The sequence below is a fragment of the Defluviitoga tunisiensis genome (genome assembly GCF_000953715.1).
In the GTDB taxonomy this organism is placed as follows: domain Bacteria; phylum Thermotogota; class Thermotogae; order Petrotogales; family Petrotogaceae; genus Defluviitoga; species Defluviitoga tunisiensis.
On the sequence record NZ_LN824141.1, the window covers coordinates 1,956,963 to 1,977,275 of the forward strand.

General features: G+C 29.4%; 18 protein-coding genes and 1 tRNA gene. 11 read left to right on the plus strand and 8 right to left on the minus strand.

Features of this window, described 5'->3' with window-relative positions:
* The first annotated feature begins 43 nt into the window (after window positions 1–43).
* Together DTL3_RS08920 and DTL3_RS08925 are read left to right on the plus strand one after the other, a co-directional pair.
* Window positions 44–802 (plus strand): hypothetical protein, encoded by a 759-nt coding sequence (locus tag DTL3_RS08920; RefSeq protein WP_231854012.1) that lies wholly within the window; start codon window positions 44–46, stop codon window positions 800–802.
* Between the two features lie 48 nt (window positions 803–850).
* Window positions 851–2,053, plus strand: a complete 1,203-nt coding sequence (locus DTL3_RS08925; protein WP_045088407.1) for an alkaline phosphatase — start codon at window positions 851–853, stop codon at window positions 2,051–2,053.
* Between the two features lie 212 nt (window positions 2,054–2,265).
* Here DTL3_RS08925 and rsmD read toward each other — a convergent pair whose 3' ends face one another.
* The 8 genes from rsmD to thiI form a co-directional block, all read right to left on the minus strand.
* Window positions 2,266–2,823: a 16S rRNA (guanine(966)-N(2))-methyltransferase RsmD gene (gene rsmD, locus DTL3_RS08930; RefSeq protein ID WP_045088408.1), complete on the minus strand. Its 558-nt coding sequence runs from the start codon at window positions 2,821–2,823 to the stop codon at window positions 2,266–2,268.
* A gap of 63 nt (window positions 2,824–2,886) precedes the next feature.
* Window positions 2,887–2,962: transfer RNA gene (locus tag DTL3_RS08935), tRNA-Gly, on the minus strand.
* Window positions 2,963–2,994: 32 nt separating this feature from the next.
* On the minus strand, window positions 2,995–4,158 hold the full coding sequence (locus DTL3_RS08940; protein ID WP_045088409.1) for a tetratricopeptide repeat protein: 1,164 nt from the start codon (window positions 4,156–4,158) through the stop codon (window positions 2,995–2,997).
* Between the two features lie 58 nt (window positions 4,159–4,216).
* Window positions 4,217–6,610, minus strand: a complete 2,394-nt coding sequence (locus DTL3_RS08945; RefSeq protein ID WP_045088410.1) for a lipase family alpha/beta hydrolase — start codon at window positions 6,608–6,610, stop codon at window positions 4,217–4,219.
* Between the two features lie 5 nt (window positions 6,611–6,615).
* On the minus strand, window positions 6,616–7,482 hold the full coding sequence (locus tag DTL3_RS08950; protein ID WP_052670473.1) for a polyprenyl synthetase family protein: 867 nt from the start codon (window positions 7,480–7,482) through the stop codon (window positions 6,616–6,618).
* 46 nt (window positions 7,483–7,528) lie between these two features.
* Entirely contained in the window at window positions 7,529–8,065 is a 537-nt protein-coding gene (locus DTL3_RS08955) for a bifunctional nuclease family protein (protein WP_045088411.1), read from the minus strand.
* Window positions 8,066–8,139: 74 nt separating this feature from the next.
* Entirely contained in the window at window positions 8,140–8,904 is a 765-nt protein-coding gene (locus DTL3_RS08960; protein WP_045088412.1) for a lysophospholipid acyltransferase family protein, read from the minus strand.
* Window positions 8,901–10,130 carry a tRNA uracil 4-sulfurtransferase ThiI gene (gene thiI, locus DTL3_RS08965; protein WP_052670475.1) on the minus strand — a complete coding sequence of 410 codons (1,230 nt, stop codon included), beginning with the start codon at window positions 10,128–10,130 and terminating at the stop codon, window positions 8,901–8,903. Before thiI ends, DTL3_RS08960 begins: the two co-directional genes overlap by 4 nt.
* A 516-nt stretch (window positions 10,131–10,646) precedes the next feature.
* Here thiI and DTL3_RS08970 point away from each other — a divergent pair.
* The 9 genes from DTL3_RS08970 (at window position 10,647) to ftsZ (ending at window position 20,298) form a co-directional block, all read left to right on the plus strand.
* Entirely contained in the window at window positions 10,647–11,228 is a 582-nt protein-coding gene (locus tag DTL3_RS08970; protein WP_045088413.1) for a TetR/AcrR family transcriptional regulator, read from the plus strand.
* A gap of 79 nt (window positions 11,229–11,307) precedes the next feature.
* The gene (locus tag DTL3_RS08975; RefSeq protein WP_045088414.1) at window positions 11,308–12,753 is read left to right on the plus strand and encodes a radical SAM/SPASM domain-containing protein; all 1,446 of its coding nucleotides are present in this window, start codon (window positions 11,308–11,310) and stop codon (window positions 12,751–12,753) included.
* A gap of 224 nt (window positions 12,754–12,977) precedes the next feature.
* On the plus strand, window positions 12,978–14,288 hold the full coding sequence (gene mtaB / locus DTL3_RS08980; RefSeq protein ID WP_045088415.1) for a tRNA (N(6)-L-threonylcarbamoyladenosine(37)-C(2))-methylthiotransferase MtaB: 1,311 nt from the start codon (window positions 12,978–12,980) through the stop codon (window positions 14,286–14,288).
* On the plus strand, window positions 14,278–15,099 hold the full coding sequence (locus DTL3_RS08985; protein WP_045088416.1) for an aminotransferase class IV: 822 nt from the start codon (window positions 14,278–14,280) through the stop codon (window positions 15,097–15,099). Before mtaB ends, DTL3_RS08985 begins: the two co-directional genes overlap by 11 nt.
* A 32-nt stretch (window positions 15,100–15,131) precedes the next feature.
* Window positions 15,132–15,419, plus strand: a complete 288-nt coding sequence (locus DTL3_RS08990; protein WP_045088417.1) for a DciA family protein — start codon at window positions 15,132–15,134, stop codon at window positions 15,417–15,419.
* A gap of 24 nt (window positions 15,420–15,443) precedes the next feature.
* Window positions 15,444–17,375: a DNA gyrase/topoisomerase IV subunit B gene (locus DTL3_RS08995; protein WP_045088418.1), complete on the plus strand. Its 1,932-nt coding sequence runs from the start codon at window positions 15,444–15,446 to the stop codon at window positions 17,373–17,375.
* Window positions 17,376–17,458: 83 nt separating this feature from the next.
* A complete protein-coding gene (locus DTL3_RS09000) occupies window positions 17,459–17,872 on the plus strand; it encodes a hypothetical protein (protein ID WP_171820612.1) in 414 nt (137 codons plus the stop codon).
* Window position 17,873: 1 nt separating this feature from the next.
* Window positions 17,874–19,184: a cell division protein FtsA gene (locus tag DTL3_RS09005; RefSeq protein ID WP_045088420.1), complete on the plus strand. Its 1,311-nt coding sequence runs from the start codon at window positions 17,874–17,876 to the stop codon at window positions 19,182–19,184.
* On the plus strand, window positions 19,174–20,298 hold the full coding sequence (gene ftsZ / locus DTL3_RS09010) for a cell division protein FtsZ (protein ID WP_045088421.1): 1,125 nt from the start codon (window positions 19,174–19,176) through the stop codon (window positions 20,296–20,298). Before DTL3_RS09005 ends, ftsZ begins: the two co-directional genes overlap by 11 nt.
* Window positions 20,299–20,313 lie beyond the last annotated feature (15 nt).

Here is a 20,313-nt window from a genome sequence, read left to right on the forward strand (position 1 = left end):
TAAATTATATTTCTTTTTATGTTTATCAATTGCGATATTCTTCTTGCTATGTCCAATTACTTACACAATAGAAGTTAGTCATGGACAAATTAAGATTTTTTCAACAGGATATACAACTATTTTGTATTTTGATGAAATAACTTCTAATTTTGATTTTGATAGATTCTTTTTCTACAAAAACATTGCTTTCAATGATATAGAAATCTTGAATATTATTAATAGCTCTATAAAAATACAACAAGGCGAAAATTTGATTCAAAAACAAAAAAGTAATTCATCTGCAATGGTGTTTTACAAAGATGCTAATAATTTATTCAACTTTGAAAACTATCATTACAACAAAAAATGGCTTGAGGGTAATATCAAAGATGTTAGTACTTTTTTAAACAACATTGATTCAATGAAAGATGATCAATATATCCTATATCTAGGCAGTAATAGATCATTTCAGATTCTACCAAACGTGTATATTGTTAATTCTATCAAAGATTTAGCTCACGAACTATCACATTATTATTTTGGATATCAAGTTAAAGCTGATACTGATAGCTATTGGCATGAATTATTATGTGAGGTAAATTCAATGCTTTTCCTTAGATCTATTTCTAAATATCGGTATTTAAACGATTTAGAACTTAAAACTATTGGTTTTTATTATGAACCTTATGGTAAAAAAGTAATTGAGTTTCTTGAACATTTTAACTATGACCAAGAAAAGATCTTCCAACTAGAAAGATATATATTAAATAATTATAAGTCACTTGATGATGATGAATTTAAAAATATAATAAAGATGTTCTAATTTAACGGATTCCATATTCATTATCTAAAAAATATAGGAGAGATATCGTTGAAAAAGGGTATAAACATATTTGTTTTTCTTTTGATTGCTGTTTTTTCGTTTTCATATAAATATATTTTTCTTTTTGTTGCTGATGGAATGGGACTTCCTCATTTACAAATTACTCGCATGTATAAGCAAAGCTTAATTAATAGTGATCTGAATGTTTTCAATCTACCATACTTTTCAATTATTGAAACTTCGTCTTTAAACGGGGTTACTGATTCTGCTGCTGCTATTACCGCTATTCTATCGGGTGAAAAAACTTATAACAATAGAATTAATAAGAGCTCTTCTGGAACAACTTTATCACCTATTACCTACGAACTTAAAGAAAGAGGCTACAAGATCGGAGTTATATCAACTAATACGCTTGTTGACGCAACACCAGCAGGCGCTTATGCTTTTGTTGATGAAAGAACTAGTAGAAATGAAATAGTAAAATATCTTTTAGAAAGTAATTTTGATTTGTTTATTGGTGGTGGAAAGGCTTATTTTAATCAACAAGAGGCTGAAAAGCATGGGTATATATACTCTGATACTTTAAAAAAAGGTCCATATACAGAAAAAGAATTAATTGCTTTGTATTATGGGAACTTTCCTTTTTTAACTGATAATGAGAGTAGGGTACCTTTATCAGATACCTTATCCTATGCGATAAACAAGTTTGGAAATGAAAATTTCTTTATTCTTATAGAAGGTGGGCGAATAGATCATGCTGCACATGCTCATGATACTTTTTCACTAATTAAAGAAATAATTGATTTTGATGATTCTATCAAAATAGCTTTAGATTTTTTAAAACAATATCCTGATGATACTTTAATTATTGTAACTTCGGACCATGCAACTGGTGGATTAACATTAGGAGATGGTTTTTTATCTCTCAATAAAATTAGGGATTATGGCTTCTCATATGAAAAATTTGTAGATATTTTGAATAGTACTGATAACTATGAAGTTTTTTCTAATAAGCTAAATTTAAGTATTGATTTGAAAGATTACTTCTATATATCTAAAAATTCTTCAAAAACTCTTACATATCAATCTGATGTTGTAAAATTTTACTACGATCATCTTAATACACAGGCAGGTATCAATTGGAGTAGCTTTGGACATACTATTGACTACGTGCCTCTTTTTTCTAATATAGCTTGTGATGTATATTTCATAAATAATAATGAAATTTTTTCTATTTTTGAGATTTTTTGAGTTAAATTATTCTAATTTACTATAAACATAATTAGATGAAATTATTTGCCCTACAACGGACTTTGAGAAAAATTTTTCATGATGTATAATGTAGTTACAGAACACTTTTGTAGGTTACCCTCCCTCCTGGAGTGTTCTGTCCCCGGAAGAATTCATTTTCAAATTTTGGCCCGTATAGAAAGATTACGGGCCTTTTTTATTTTTAGATATTATTATTCTTCTTGCTTTCTTTGAAGTATTAGTAACTCAGTATCGCTATAATCCCTGATTTCATTTAGAATTAAGTGTTTTAAATCGACGTTATAACGTTCATTTTTGGACTTTTCAATAATTATATATCCGTTTTTTTTTAAAATAGAATAATTTTTATCTAACAACTTTAAAAGTTCATCTATATATCCTAAATCAAAGGGAGGATCCGCAAAAATAAAATCAAATTGTTGAGAGTCTAATTTAGAAAAAACCTTTCTGTAATCACTTTTTATAACTTTTATGGCTTCTAAAACCCCCAATGTTTTAGCGTTTTTTAAAATACAATTTATTGATTTTGAAGATATGTCTACTAGAACACTTTTTATTGCCCCGTTACTTAAAGCTTCAAAAGAAAATACTCCACTTCCAGCAAATAACTCTAAAAGGTTAGCTCCGCTAAAATCAAATATATTCATTACTGCTTGTCTTAGAATGGAGGTTGTATATCGCGTTTTTGGATCATTTACCGCTTCTATGCGTCTATTTTTGAACTTACCTGTTTCTATTTTCAAATTCATATAAACCACCTTTAATATGAAAAAAGGAGCCTCTAACTACGCCCCTTTTTTTTTAGAAAATAATGGAGCGGATGACGGGATTCGAACCCGCGACACTCAGCTTGGGAAGCTGATGCTCTTCCGACTGAGCTACATCCGCAATTATACTTTATATATTATAACAAAATAAAGTTAAAAATCAATATTTTGATTTTTTAACTTTTCATAATTAGTTTCATTGAATAAAAGAGTGAAAAACTCTTCTAAATTTTTATCATCTTGTTTAATTTGACTTTTTTTTAGGTTATCTTTTATACTCGTCACTTCTTGAAAAGTATATTTTTTTAATGGTAACTGCTTTTCTTTTGTATTAATTATCATATTATACTTTCTACTTGTCTCTTGATCAGGCTTAATATATCCTTTAACTGAACGATAATCTTGCTCTATCTTCGGTGCATTCTCTCTCTCCATTTCTATTAATTTTGTATCAACATCTATATTTTTTTCCTTATTCAAATCCAACAAAAGTCCTTCTATATCCTTAACTTCTGACGTTGTTAGTACCCCTTTTAAAGTTTCTTCTATCTCTTTTTGAAGCCTATCAACATCACTTATACCTTTCATTTCTTCTTGCTTAGTTGTAGTAGAATTGTCAATCGGTATCTCAGAATCTAACTTTATGTTTAACAATTCAAGCAAATATTTGGATCCACTTAATATTTTTTGAACGGTTTCTTCTTCAAATTCGTCTAGAGTTTTAATTTTAAGATCAACTGGATGAATTTCTGTTGGTTCTTCAGTCAAATCTACTGTAACAGTTTGTCCCTTTTTATTTGGTACAAATGGTTTATTATATTTTCTTAACCAATAAAAGGTTAAAATTGCTGTCAAACAAGTAACTGAAAAAACAATAATTCCAACAGTTATGAACAGAGAAAAACTTGAGCTTTCTTCGCTTGTATCAACAATTGAATCTACCTGCTCATGATTTATCGGAGTTTTCACAATAGAAACATCGGATTTATCCTTCTCCATATCTATTGTTTCTATAATTTCTAAAATTTGATCAACATAGATATTACCTCTGAAATTATCTAAATATATACGTGCAGTACTATAATCTTTATTTTGAAAAGCAGAAAGACCTAAATACATTTTAACTTCAGGGATTTCACTTTCTAATTCAGGAGAGAGCTCCAAGGCTTTTTGAAAACTAAATTGAGCCATTTCATAATTTCCGTTTCTATAATATTTTAAACCGTTGAAATAGTAATCATAAGCTATTTCATAGTTTTGAGCCTGTGCACAAGTTACTATTAACAAAATTGCACATAAGGTTATAATGTTTTTCATTGCATTCTCCTTATCTTTTAAACTAAATAAATTAAAAATATCTCGTTGTTAGAATATTTTACAGAGTATATTTATATATATCATATCCAAGATTATCATTCTCAAATACTACCCAAACTTCCAGATCATTTTTAATTACAAAATCTTTTATATTTAGGCTTAATCTTTGATAAAACCCTGGAAATATATTATCTTTTAAGTTAAAGTAAGTAATATGATTATTTCCATAAACATACAAATTATCCTGGTATATTTGAACACCTAGTCTTCCAATATCTTCCTTTCCTATTACCTGTACTTCATTAGTTAATGAATCAACAAATAATAGTTTGTAATCAGAAGTAAGAACAAATAAAGTTGAGTTATTTTTATCAAAATCAACTATTTTTCCAAGGCTTACATTTATAGATTTTTGGATTTCGGTTAAACTAAAGAATTCAGTTAATTTATTGTCATTTATTTTATATATTTTGTCCTCAAAAACTGCATATACATCTTTTCCCTTACTTTTTAATTTTATAAAATTTACGTTACTCAAGACTTCTTTTCCATTCAAGTAGATTTTACTACTATCAATGGTATATTCTATATTCAAGAAACCATACTCTGGAATATAATATATTTCGTCTCCAACAGCTGGAATTTCATCTAATAACTTGCTTATTTTATAATCTTTATCAATAGTGTATACACCATTTGATGTTGTTAAATAATAAACATTATCGTATAGTAAACCTCCTAACACACGATCATTTAGAATTTTTTTGAGCTTATTGTTGTAAACCCCTGTAGAAGATTCAAACAGTATATTATCCTCTATTGATACTATTTTAATTCTTTCTTCTTTTAGAGTTCCTATTTTAACGGGACTCTTTAAAATTTGAGTTTCTCTGTATGAAGAAGGTAATTTGAATTTAGTTACGTTTTTTATTTCATTTTTTATCTCTTGAGTCGGAGTTTTTGTTTGTTCAAGTTCATATTGGTATTCTATAAAATCGTCATCTTCAAAAGGCTTTACTGTTAATGTTGTTAAAGACTCATTTAAAAAATCTTTTACCTTATTTAGAACATCTTTGTCAAGATAAATGTCGTAAAAATTTTTGTCAACCGTAAAAAACTCATCTGCACCTTTTAAATATGCACTTTCTAAGCTTACCACTCCATCCGCGGATCCATCAATAAATTCGGGATAAATTTGTGAAATAACTTTATTGGTAATATCTTCTTCAATATTTGAGTTAGTTCCGCCTATTACCAAATATCTAATGTCAGATCTTCTTTCAAAACTATTAGCTGTATTTAAAAAAGATGAACTTGGGGTAATATCATAATAATATGAATTTATCAGATCTAAATAGAATGCATTCTCAGCCATAATAATTGATATTGTAGCTTTCTCTACACCTAATAATTTGCTAAGTAAATTTAAATCTTTACCCCATATTAAGTTAAAAAAAAGTGGATTTGCAAGGTTTGTTCCTTTATTAGGAGTAGAAATAAGCACCAAATTCTTCACATTTTTAATATTCGGATCAGATTCTAATGCATATCTGACAATCAAACCTCCAATCCCGTGAGCTATGATATCGAATTTCCTGTTGGGAAATCTTTTTAACTCTTGTGCAAATTTTTTACTTTCATATTCTATATAACTATTAATTCCTGTTCTATCTACAAAAGAGTCGAAAGAATCTACATAATTTTTACTTCTTGTAGAAGTTAATGGATAATCGTATCTCCATATAGTTCTGGTTGGAAATAATGAAGACCAAATTGAGTAATCATAAATTTTGTCGGATACATTAACTAATTTGCCTAAGAAATTAAGATCACTTCCAGGTACTAAAATTATATCTGGTTCAATTGTTGGAGAAGATTCTTTCATTATTCTCAAACCATAAGAAGCTTCCACAGGACTATCTAGTACTAATCCAACGTATTTAATTTTAGAAAGTTGAAAGGTATCCGCTTCAATGAAATATTGATTTGCTGTTTCAACAATTCTGGCTCCGGTAAAATCCGATATGATAAAAGATTCTTCATTAGTGGCATATACTAAAGAATAATGAACAAAATTATCTCCATAATACATTTCTGATGGAATTTTATATCTAACTGTTACGGGTAAGAGAGAGGATTCTTTTGAATCATCCGAGAATTCTATTCTATAAATTTCTCCATAAAAATTCCTGTAAGATTTTAGTTCTATATATTCTTGAGAATCTTTAGAAAGAGGGGTTATCAATAAACTTTTTTTTGAAGAATATGCAGACTGAGGTATTGTTATTTCAATATTCTTCTTTGTTTTAGTTTTATCGATAGAAAATAGGTATAAGCTTTTATTTAAAAAATAATAAATCGAAAAAGCGGTCAATAAAATCAGTGCCAATAAGAAAAATTTATTCAGTGTTTTCATATTTGTAAGGGATGAAAACGGTTTTTGATTTTTCAAAAGATCTACCTACTTTCTACAATATTTCGTATTTCTATAAGATTTCTAACCATATCTGAATAGTTCAATGTTAAAAGATTTTCGATTACTCTACTATAATAATTATCGGCTACTATTTTTACTTCTTTAGAACTCATCTTATTTAAAAGAGTCTTTTTATTTACATCTTTATGAGTGTCTTTTCCTAACTCTTTCTCTGATTTCAATAGGTCTTTTAAATCATCAAATATTTGAAAAGAAATTCCAAAATCTATACCTATTTCGTGCATTTTTTCACCCAGTTTATATTCTCCAGCCAAAAAAAATGGTAAAGAAAAAGATAACCCGAATATTGCACCCGTTTTATTGGCGTACATATTTATAATCTCACTAGTTTCAACTTCTAAGTTATCCTTTTCATAAATAAGATCTCTCATCTCTCCTTCAAACATCTTTAAAGTATCTTCTATGAAATATCTGAGTGCAACTAACTTATTTTCCAACTCTATGTCTTTTAGATCCATGATTATTTTTAATGGTAACGTAAATCCATAATCTCCCGCAAGTATAGCTTTATACTCACCAAATCTGAGATGATTAGTAAGAACTCCTCTTCTAAAGTTAGCATCATCTAAAGCCGGTAAATCATCGTGTATCAATGAAGAAGAGTGTAATATTTCAACAGCAATTCCGGCATTTATTAAATTTTCTGATGAAATATCTTCACTTTTCCCAAAATTATAAATAAACCACGGTCTTAACCTTTTGCCTCCATTTTTCACACTGTAACTAAGTGCTTCTTTTATATTTTCTTCAATTTGAATCTCTTCAAAAAAACAAATAATATGTTTATCAAATTCATTTTTGAAATCATCTAAACTTATACTATTCATTATTAGAACTCCTCGTATTTTATTATTTTAAATCTATTATGATTTTCTATACGTCATCATCATCATCATTTTCTCTTTCCTCAAATATGCGCCTTAACTCATCAATATCAAAATTTTCTATCTCTTTTCTAAAATCCTTTTTTTCTTCCCCATTTTCTTCTAAGTTAAAATCATAGAATAGCGAAGAATCTATAGCATGATCACGAACAATATTATCATCGATATAAATTGGTATATTTTCTTTTAAGGCTATTATGATACAATCTGAAGGTCTTGCATCAATTTTTATTTCTTTTGAATTAACGTCTTTTAGAACAAGCTTTGCATAAAAAATATCTCTTTTAAACCTATCAATCATTACTTTCAAAGGTTTTGCACCTAACTTTTGGATAACACTTAGAATCAGGTCATGGGTTAAAGGCCTCTCAAACTCTTCTTTTCTTAATATTAACGCCAACACACCTGCTTCACATGGCCCTATCCAAATGGGAACAACCATATTTGTATCTTCTACCCTTAAAAAAACTAGTGGTGAATTGCTAATCTTGTCTATACCCATTGACACATTACTAATTTCCTTCATAATCTACGCCTCCAAATCTTTTCTAACTTTCAGCTGGTTTTCTACAAAAATTCAAAAAATATTATAAGAGATTACTAACTCGCTTTAGTTAAGGAATTTTGAGCTATTTGTCTGCTGATTACATTTTGCACATGAGCTCTCAACTCCGCCTCACTTGAAAAGGTCTTTGGCTCAATGACATTATGAATGTATAATTTTACCTTTCCGGGTTTGATTAAAATACTACCCTTTTTGTTCATTCCAATAGTACCATCTATAGTAACAGGTAAAATTTTAATATTATATCTATAAGGGACTAAAAGAGAACCTTTCTTAAACTCATTAACTTTTCCATCTATACTCCGCGTACCTTCTGGAAATATTGTAATTACATCTCCAGTTTGAGTAATTCTAGCAAAATTTTTTAATGCTATAGCTCCACTTGTTGGGCTATCTCTGTCAATAAGTATTGAACCAAGTTTTTTTATAAATGTTCCAAGAAGTGGGACTTTCAAAAGCTCTTTTTTTGCAATAAATCCACTTGGATAAATGTAGCCTAAAATCAAAGGAATATCGAAAATACTTTGATGATTTGCCACAATTACATATGGCCCTTTGTCAGGGATATTCTCTTTACCGAAAACAGTTACTTCACTCCACAAATAGTGAAATGCCGCTCTTCCAAACCAAGAAACAACTTTTCTTACATATTCCCGTGATGCTTCTTCTCCCTTTCTCTTTTCTAATATTTTAGCCTTTATTAAGACATAACTTCCATATATTATAACCACTCCAACAAAACCAAAAAATAACCATATAGCAAAAAATGTTCCTTTAATTGCAGTCCAAATCTTTTTCATAGAATCCCACCTTTCACCATCTTAAAGACATCAATTTCCTCTATTTTTCCATCTCTTATCTCATATTTTTTAGATTCATTTATAACCTCATCTTCTAACACACTAACTTCAGGTAGGTAAGACTCAATTTGTTTAATCTTTCTCAATTGAGCTTTTGTAGCAGGATTTTGAGGTACAAAAACACTGCATGAATCTTCGTATGGAAGTATGGATGTCTCATACAGACCAAATTTTTTTGATATTTCAATAGTTTCATTTTTTGTTGATCCTATAAGCGGCCTAAAAATAACTTTTTGTGTACTTTCAGAAATTGTTAATATATTTTCAACCGTTTGAGAAGCAACTTGACCTAAGCTTTCTCCTGTAATTAAGACTTTTGTTCCAGTAAGATTCGATATTTTATCAGCAATTCTCATCATAGATCTTCTTTGAAGGACTACTGAAAATTGATTCTCCTCCAAATCTTTGAATAACATTTGAATTTTAGTTAAAGGTACAACATAAAGATGAAAAGGAAACGGTGTATATTCAGATATAATTGAACTAATTTTAATTATTTTATCTAACGATTTTGGACCTGTAAAAGGTGGACTGTAAAAATTAACCCCATTAATAACCATGCCTCTTCTTAACATAAGTAAAGCAGCAACGGGACTGTCTATTCCTCCTGACAGAAGAACTGTTCCTGTAGAAGAAACACCTACTGGTAATCCACTTGGTCCCCTAACTCGTTCTTTAAATAAATATACCCCTTCCGGTCTTATATCTATTTCGATATTAATATCGGGTTGTGTTAAATCAACTGTTAAACTTGGAATATTAGATAATACATATTCCCCAATTCTAGCTGCAATTTCTGGACTTATCATTGGAAAAGATTTATCTGCTCTATTTACAGAAACCCTAAAAGACTTGCAAGAATCAAAATCATTGTTAAGTGCTTCTATAACTAGCTTATAAGCTTCTTCTTCCATTTTTTCAAAATCTTTATCTATTTTCTTGGCAACCGAATAAGAACTAATACCAAATATTTTACCTAAATTATCTAAATCTCTATTATTAAAAGTCTTTTTTGGAAATAAATATATTCTGTTACCTAATATTTTACATGAGAAGAGGTCTTTGAATTTACTTTCTATATTATTCTTTAATTGTTTCATAAAAAGCATTTTATTTCCACTTTTTAACCCAATTTCATCTACTCTAACTATTACAATATTATTCAAAATATTTCCTCCTCAAAATTAACATTTTTACTCATTTTAGAAATTCAAAATTCCATTTGCTGAAAATCTTTATTTTTAATTTGGTACTTGTACCAAGGAATGAGTGAGGGCTCCGCCCTAAAACCCATTAAAATTCAAAACTCTATCTTGATAAGAATCTTTATTTCTATTTTCTTTTATCTACAAATAACAAATTACATTCAATTAATTATATCATAAGTAAGTGCGATTGAATATACCTTTGCATCGATTAAATAGAGAGTATTATAGAGATATATAAATTTATTAATTATTTTTTTAATTGAATGTTGCTTATTAGTTAAATTCTGAATAATAATGAACGAAATATAATATTTGAATATATATCTTTTTTTAATTGCTTTAGTAACAGATTTTTACATCCTAAATTTATTGAACGTTATATAAGCCGATAATTTTTATCGTATTTGAAAAATAAATAATAATGGTGTATAATAATAGATGACTGAACGGTCAGTCATAAAATGAGGTGGTAACATGGCTAATTATATGGACTCTGTAGATAAAATTGAAAAGAAAAAATATATATCTGAAAAGACCTTAGAATTAATTAGTAAAAAAGGTTTAGCTAATTTTACTATGGAAGATGTTGCAGTGGCTTGCAATGTTTCAAAAGGATCTTTATACAATTATTTTAAAAACAAAAATGCATTAATAGTTGCAGCTTTTACTGCTCTAATGGAAAAAATGTTACATTTTTTCGAAGAAAAAACATCTGATTCTACTTCTGATTGTTTGGAAAAAAGTGCTGATATTTATACCCAAATTTACTCAGAAATTTTGTCAAGTTTTCCCTCAAGTGATTTATTACGATTGCTAGAAATACTTTTAAATTCAACTCATGATCCATCTATGATGCAATCTTTGACAAAAACTTTTAAAGACTATTATAATAAAATTCTAAGCAACTTTGAAAAAATATTCAAATCTAAATCAAGTGCCTTAATGCTTCAGGCAATGTTTGATGGCTTAGTAATTTATAAGGCCTTTGGTGTAGAGATTTCAGATGAAGAAATACAAGAAAATGTTAGAAAAATTGTTCTTTGCCTTGCTAAATAATTCTTTTTATTTGTTAATTATTATCAATTGGTGTTTTCGGGTGAATAATTAATATTCAAAAAATTCGGAGGTGTGTAAAATGGCGGTTATTGATTCTATGAAAAATATGATGTTAAGACAAAGCTCCAAAATAGTGTCAAATGTTGTCAGAAAAGCAGACATAGATCAGCTTGCTACCCTTTTTTGGACATTATCTAAGTTAGCTAAAGAACCCGCAAAAAGCGGTCTAAGAAAGTTAGCAGAAGGAGCAGAAAATCATGATCCTATGTTGATGAATTGGTCGGAGCTTTTCAAAAAATCCGAACCAAAAGTCGTAGAAAAAATAATAAGCAATTTAATTATTAATGAATTTGCAATAGGTGAAAAAGTCAGACAAGATTTAATGCATGAGCATCAAACGGTCTTACCTAAGCTAGGGGTTATTTCTCCAACTTATGCTTGTAATTTGAGATGTGTTGGCTGTTATGCAGCACTTTACGGTCATAAATACATGCTTTCTAAAGAGGAAATATTTGATGTTATTAAACAATTTAACGATCTTGGAATTTATTTCTTTATAATAACCGGTGGAGAACCGTTTGTTTATCCATATCTTTTCGACGTACTAGAACATTTTAAAGATTCTTACTTCTTAATTTACACAAATGGTACTCTTGTAACAGAAGAAAATGCAAAAAAGATGGCTGAACTCGGTAATTCAACGCTTGCTATTTCAATTGAGGGATTCGAAGAAATGACAGATTGGAGAAGAGGAAAAGGCGTTTTTGATAAAATAAAAAATGCCTGGGAAATACTAACAAAATACAAATTAATTTATGGTGCTTCTGTGACAGCAACTCGCAAAAATCACGATGTTATCATGAGTGATGAGTTTTGGGACTTTTTAAGAGAAAACAACGTTAGTTATACATGGGTATTCCAATTCATGCCTGTCGGTGCTGATGCATCAATGGATTTAGTTCCTACGCCAGAGCAAAGATATGAAAGATTCTATAAAACAGAGGAATTAAGACTAAGCGGTAAATTTGCATTTGTTGCGGATTTTTGGAACCACGGATTTCTAACAAATGGTTGTTTAGCATCTGGGGCAAAATATCTACACGTAAATGCCAAAGGTTATGTAGAACCATGTGTATTCCAACAATTTGCAGTTGATAATATCAGAGAAAAGAGTATTTTAGAAATTCTAAAATCTCCTTTCTTTGAAGCATACAAAAGAACTATTCCATATTCTGACAACCTTTTCAGACCTTGTCCAATAATAGATAATCCAAAAGTATTTAGAGCTATGATTAAGAAATATAATGCTATTCCTCAACATCCTGGTAGCGAGAGAACCATAAATGAACTAGCTCCTGAATTAGATCAACTTGCAGATGAATGGAAAAAATACGCAGACAAATTATGGTATGAGGAAGGATATTCGGAAAGATATCCGTCAAAAAGAGGTGTTTATAACTACGAAACAAGAATGAGGCGTTATGCAGAGAATGAGGAAAAATTGGCTATAGATAAACGAGCATAATATACTAATGTAAAACTACATTAAATATCTTTAAAATAACGGGTTTTCATGACCCGTTATTTTAATTTTTTGGTTAATAATTATTAGTTTTATTATGGTATAATATTAAAAGCAAAATATAATCTTATCTATCTTAGAAACGAATTTCTTTGCTGATATTTATTTTTTATTTTTATTTCCCAAATAATTCATCTATTGCTTTACCAAATGGAGGAATTTATGTAATGAAAGAAAGAATATCTTTGATAACATTCGGCTGCAAAATGAATCAAGCCGAATCTCAATATATATCTGAAAAATTGTCTAAAGAGTTTGACATTATTTTTGAAGAAAAGAATGGTAAATCAGATGCTTATATACTCAACACCTGTTCAGTAACTTCTGAAGCTGAAAGAAAAGTACGTCAAACTATTAGAAGGATAAGAAAATCAAATAAAAATGCAAAAATCATAGCTATAGGTTGTTACGCAAACTCTGATCCTTTAGAATTACGTTCAATTGGAGCAAATTTGGTACTGGGTAACCTAGAAAAAAAAGATATTGAACTATATTTTGATAAAGAAGGCGTTTATTCAGAAAAATTTTTCTGGCTACAAAACGATACTAAAATTTTGGTTCCTGAAGAATCGTATGGAAATAGGACAAGGTTTTTCTTACCTATTGAAGAAGGTTGTATAAATGGATGTGCTTTTTGCAAGATAAGGCTACTTCGTGGAACTAAAATAATTAGTTTATCAAAAAAAGATATCATTAATAAAATACAAAATTTGATCAACAAAGGATATAAGGAAATTGTATTAACAGGAACAAATTTAACTTGTTACGGCCTAGATAACTCTGAGTCTTTCGAAGATTTATTAAAAACGATTGGAGATACTTTCAAGGATGAGAATATCAGGATAAGATTAACATCATTGTATCCAAATGATGTATCTGATAATTTAGCATATATATTAACCAATTATTCTATTTTTGAAAAACATCTACATCTATCTATTCAACATTTTTCAGATCGTATTTTGAATTTGATGGGTAGAAACTATAAGAGAAAAGACATTCTTAATTCTATTGAAAAACTGAGAAAATTAGATTCAAAATTTTCAATCACTTGTGATTTAATAGTTGGTTTTCCTAGTGAAAATGAAGAAGATTTAAAAATTTTGTTTGATTCAGTTAAAGATCTTAAAATCCTAAAAGTTCATGGTTTTAGATTTTCTGCTAGAGAAGGAACTCCTGCTTTTAAAATGGATAACCAAATCTCTGGTAGTGATAAGAAAGATCGGATGATTGAACTTACAAAAAATGCCCAATTTTCAAGAAAAGAGTATTTATCTCAGTTGGTTTCTTCTGAACATACAGTTCTTATAGAAGATGTAAAAAATGGTTATCTGTTGGGATATGACGAGTATTATATCCCTCATAAAATATATCTTAAAAATGGTAATTGTGAATCCGATTTTAGAGGCATTTTTTTAAAATCTAAGATTATTTCTATCTCTGAAGGAAGTGAAGGGGTGATATCAAATGTTTTATAATGGAAACGAATGGGTTGAATATCCTCTTGTTAGCGCAGACGATGAAGGTTTTGTTAGCGGTTACTCTGTTTATGAGGTTATTAGGACATATTATGGTATACCTTATCGTTTAAGAAGTCATTATGATAGACTTAAAAAATCCGCTAATTTTATGGGGTTTGACGTTCCATCACTTGAAAAGATAAAATTGGTTTTGGAACAAGCCGAGAAAATTCATAATTATAATGAATATAGATTTAAAATCTTTGTAACCCCTTTCACTTCGAATTATGACACTTTTTACTGTTTTGTAGAAGAACTGGAAGAAGACATTGATATAATTGAAGAAGGGGTAGTCGTTAATATAGCTAGAGAAAGAAAACCACATTTTTCTATTATTCCATATTATGTAAAAACTCCATTAAACAATTCAGTTAAATATATCCATAAAAAATATGATTATTATTATGAATCAATCATCTTAAATGAATTTGGTTACGTAGCTGAATGTACTTTTTCAAACATTTTTTATGTAAGTAGTGGTGTATTAATTACACCACATTTATCAACTGGTATACTTGCTGGTATAACTAGACACAGTGTGTTAGAGTTAGCAAGAGAATTATCAATGGAAATAGAAGAAAAACCTAATGTTGAGGTGTGGGAGCTACTATCTGCTGATGAAATATTTCTCAGTCATACCTCAAGAGGTATTGTCCCAGTGAGAAGAATTTTCCCTCACTTTACATTTACCGTTCCAGGTGTAGTTACCGAAGCTTTAATTGCTAATTGGAAGGATTTTATAACTAAGACTCTAGATGAATTTGAATAATTTTAAAATTCTTCGGGAGAAGTAGTCTGAAAATGGAAGAAAAATTTGAAGAGGTTTTAAAAAAATTATCTTTCAAAAACCCTTCACTAAAAAAAATATATGTTATATCAAAATTACGAGACGAATCTTATAATTTTCTACCTGAAAATTTAATTCAGGAAGTTAAAGTTGTTAATTATTCAATAAATGAACGTGCATTATTATTGTCTTGTTCCAATAATTTTGTTAAACAAGAAATAGTATTTAGAGAAAATGAAATCTTAAAAAAAATTAATCAAATTTTTGGTTCAGATGAAATAAAAAAAATAAAACTTGTCTAATCGAAACAATTTGGAGGTGCTTTAATGATCGAAAAAGAAAAAGATTATTCCGCTGAACAGATAAAAGTTTTAAAAGGACTCGAGGCTGTTAGATTAAGACCCGGAATGTACATAGGTTCAACTGGTAAAGCTGGACTAAATCATTTAGTCTACGAAATAATCGATAATTCAATAGACGAACATATAAATGGTTATTGTAATTTAATAAGAGTTACAATAAATGAAGATAATTCTATTGAAGTTGAAGATAATGGTAGAGGAATACCTGTTGGTATGCATCCTATCGAAAAGAAAAATACCTTAGAACTAGTGATGACCTCTCTTCATGCTGGAGGTAAGTTTGATAAAAAGGCTTATAAAGTGAGCGGAGGTCTACATGGTGTTGGCGCATCTGTAGTTAATGCCTTATCTGAATATTTTGAAGTAAAGGTTTATAGAGATGGAAAAATCTATTATCAAAGATATTCAAGAGGTATTCCTCAAACAGAAGTTTTAGAATTAGGAGAAACGGATAGAACTGGAACTTATGTAAAATTTTTGCCTGATAAGGAGATTTTTGATGATGGAGACGTGGTTGTTGAATCAAGACTAATAGAGAATAGGTTAAGAGAAATTGCCTTTCTAAATCCTAATCTAAAAATCATTTTTGAAGATAAAAAAAGAGATTATAAAGAAGAGTTTCATTTTGAGGGTGGATTAGAAGAATTTATAAATTATGTTCTAAAAAAGAGAAAGAAAGAGCCTGTTGCTCAACCTATTTATTTAGCTGGATCTTATTCTTATAAAAAAGATGAACCTGATATTCAGGTTGAAATAGAGCTTGTTTATACACAATCTGAAGATAGTGAAATAATATCTTTTGTCAATAATATTAAAACTATTGATGGAGGAGAACACGAATCTGGTTTTAAACAAGCTTTAACACGTTTATCAAATGAGTTTGCTAGAAAGTACGGCATTTTAAAAGAAAATGATGAAAATTTTAGTGGTGACGATGTCAGAGAAGGCTTAATAACCATCATGCATGTAAAAATGGCTGAACCAGTATTTGAAGGACAAACCAAAGGAAGACTTGGTTCAAAAGTTGCACGTGAAGCCGTCAATCAAATTACAAGCGAAAAATTATCTCTTTATTACGATGCCAATCCAAAGGAAGCAAAAAAAATCCTCGAACGAATTAACTTTGCATTTAAAAAGAGAATTGCTGCAAAAAAAGCACGAGAAAACATAAAAAGAAAAACTATTTTTGAGAGTACAACACTCCCAGGAAAATTGGCTGACTGTACCTCCAAAAATCTTGAAGAATCCGAGCTTTTTATAGTTGAAGGAGACTCTGCTGGTGGAAACGCAAAACAGGCAAGAGATAGGTATTACCAAGCTATACTACCATTAAGGGGTAAAATTCTTAACGTGGAAAAAGCGGATTTGTTAAAACTTTTAAAGAACGAACAAATTACAAATATTATTACTGCTCTAGGTACGGGTATTGGTGATGAATTTGATATATCAAAGTTAAGATACGGGAAAATAATCATAATGACAGATGCTGATGTTGACGGTGCTCACATTCGCACTTTAATATTAACCTTTTTTTATAGATATATGAGGCCCCTTATTGAAGAAGGTCACGTGTACATAGCTCAACCGCCTTTATATAGATTTGAGGTAGGAAATGAACATTTTTACTTATACAATGAGGCAGAACTTGAAAATCTCAAACAAACGTACGCAAACAAAAAGTGGAAGATCCAAAGATATAAAGGATTAGGAGAAATGAATCCGGATCAACTTAGAGAAACTACAATGGACAAAAATTCAAGAAAACTTGTTAAAATAACTATTCAAGACCTAGAATCATCTAATGAAATTATCGAAATACTTATGGGAGATGATCCAGCCATAAGGAGAGAATTTATCGAAAATAATGCATATAAGGTGAAAGAGTTAGATGTATAATGAAGGCGAAAAAGATAATATTATTAGTCTTTTATTTGTCTTTTTTAGCATTAGTGTATTTTCATTTATTTAATAGATTTTTTGTGTATAATAATAAGGTAATAAGTCAACCACTTAAAATTAACGTTGATAAGAGTGTATATTATATTTCTTTTAATAACAGATATTTCTATTATGACATCTTTGATGACATTACTTTTATTAGCGATATTGAGTATCCAAAGTTTATAAAAGTAGAATTTAGTAATGATGAAGAGTTAAGAAAAAAAGAAACTGATTTTATAAAAAAGATTTTTTGGATTCCACAAATTGATAGCATTAATTTTCCTAAAAAAGAAATCTTTTGTTATAATAATATTATATTAAATTACTATAATTTGGAAGATATTACCATTTATTTAAAAGGTTATAATGTTAATTTTTTTCAAGATTTAAATGGTGGTGAATATGTTTTGATGGGGCAATCTATTTTTAATGTACACGATCGGGGGTTTTAATATGGCCAAAAATTATTTAATAGGTATAGATATCGGTAGTTTTTTATTAAAAGGAATGCTTTTTGAAGTTGATGAAGAAGGATATATAAGACCTATTGTCAACGCTGCTTTGCCAGTAGAAGGAATTATAAACGGAGAGATTCAAGATATGGAATCTCTTAGGCGAACTTTAGTTACTCTTATAGAGTATCTTAAACAAAGTTCTGAAAGAAAACTTAAAAATGTTGAAATAATTGTTGGATACTCGACTAATAATTTAAACATTACTCAAGAAAACTTTACCGTTGAATTTAGTAAAAGAACAGAGATAAGGGAGAAAGAATTACAAAATATTAAAAAAAATATCACTAAAAAGTATATCGATGAAGGAAAAATCATCTTAGATTCTTCGTTTGTAAAGTTCATGATAGATAATAAAACAGTAAAAAATCCAGTTTCATTTTATGCTGAAAGTTCTTTGACAACTTCTTTAAATATCGTCTGGGTTGATGAAAATTCTTTCTCTTTACTTATAAACGTTTTGAAGGATGTTGTTCCTTCTTCTCAAATTCCTCTTTATGACTCAACTTTATCTGCTAGTTATGCGACTACAACTCCTAATGATAGAAATGTCGGAATAACAGTAATAGATTTAGGATATAATTCATCAAGAACCATCATTTTCAAGGATGGTATACCTAAATTATTTTATTCTTTTCCCTATGGAATTAAATATATATTAAAAGATATTTCAAATGTCCTAAAAGTTTCTGAAAAAGAAGCTCACAGGTTGTTAACAGAGGAAGGTGCTTGTCTAAGAGATACGAGGACTATTAAAAAAGTGGAATTCCAACCTATAACAGGCACTGGATATTCTTATACATCTCTTGGACTTTTAAATAAAATAATATACGCTCGAGTTAGAGAAATAATTAGTAGATTAAATGGCGAATTATCAAGAATTAGCTACGAAAAAACTTATGAAATAGGTGCTTTGCAAGGAGGTATTGTGTTAACTGGAGGAGGTTCAAAAATCAGAAATATCGATCAAACTATTAGAGAACTTATGGGTGAAAATTACAGAAAAAGCTCTTTAGTATCTCTTGATTACTTTAGGGATGTGCCCGAAGAGATTAAAAAAGATTCTACTTATCTCTCAGTATTTGGCATCGTTGAAAGATATCGTCTTGACTTGATTGAAGAAAGTTTTTATGAAAGATCAAGAGAATCTATTTCTTCCGAATCTTCACAAAAACCCAAAGCATCTACTAAAGGGAATACTTTTAAAACATTTATCAAAAAGATAACTGGGGGTGACGAGGATGCCGTTTGAAATTGAAGAAATTGACAGGCAAAAAAAACTTTTCACAAAAAAAACTACATATAAAATAAAAGTATTTGGCGTAGGTGGAGCAGGTAACAATGCAATTCAAAGAATGGTTAAAAAAGGAATTAGAGATGTAGAGTTGATCTCTGCAAATACGGATGTACAAGTATTAGAAAATATCGATTCTCCTATCAAAATTCAGTTAGGAAAAGAATTAACTAGAGGATTAGGTGCTGGTGGAGATCCGGAAATTGGGAGGAAAGCTGCTTTGGAAAGTATTGAAGAAATAAGAGACATTCTACAAGATACCGACCTTTTATTTATTACAGCGGGCTTAGGTGGCGGAACGGGAACCGGTGCAGTTCCTGTTATAGCTGAACTAGCTACTCAATTAGGTATTTTAACTGTAGCTATAGTAACTACACCTTTTCATTTTGAAGGCTCAACTAAAGAAAGAATCGCTTTAAAAGGATTTCATGAAACGAAACGTTATGTAGACAGTTTAATTAAAATTTCTAATGATAAACTTATAGACAATGATGAAGACATACCTATTGATAAGGCTTTCGAAAAAGCCGATGAAATATTGCTTCAAGCAATAACAGGTATCTCTGACTTAATTACTAAACCAGGTATGATTAATCTTGATTTTGCCGACGTTGCTTCAGTACTAAAAATAAAAGGTTCTGCAATGTTGGGAATTGGTCTTGGAAAAGGAGAAAAAAGAGCAGAAGAAGCTATAAGAAATGCATTAAATAGTAAAATATTAGAAGATCCAGTAAGAAATGCTACCGCAGCACTTGTAAATATATCTGGTAAAAATCCTACTACTCAAGATGTAAGAATAATTAATGAAATACTTCGCTCATATGCAGTCGATGATGCAAAACTTAAAATGGGAATTACTATAGATGATAAACTACCAGATGATTTAATAAAAGTCACTATTATTGCATCTGGATACGATAAACTTCCTGGAGAAGAGAATTATATTGATTTATATGAACAGCCTGCACTTTATAGACATTTTGGTAGAGGAATTGTAGAGGAAGAGATAGAAAAATTAAATAGATACATAAAAGACCATGCAGAAGAATCAATTGCTGAAAAAACCGAATAATTAAGTCAAGAGATT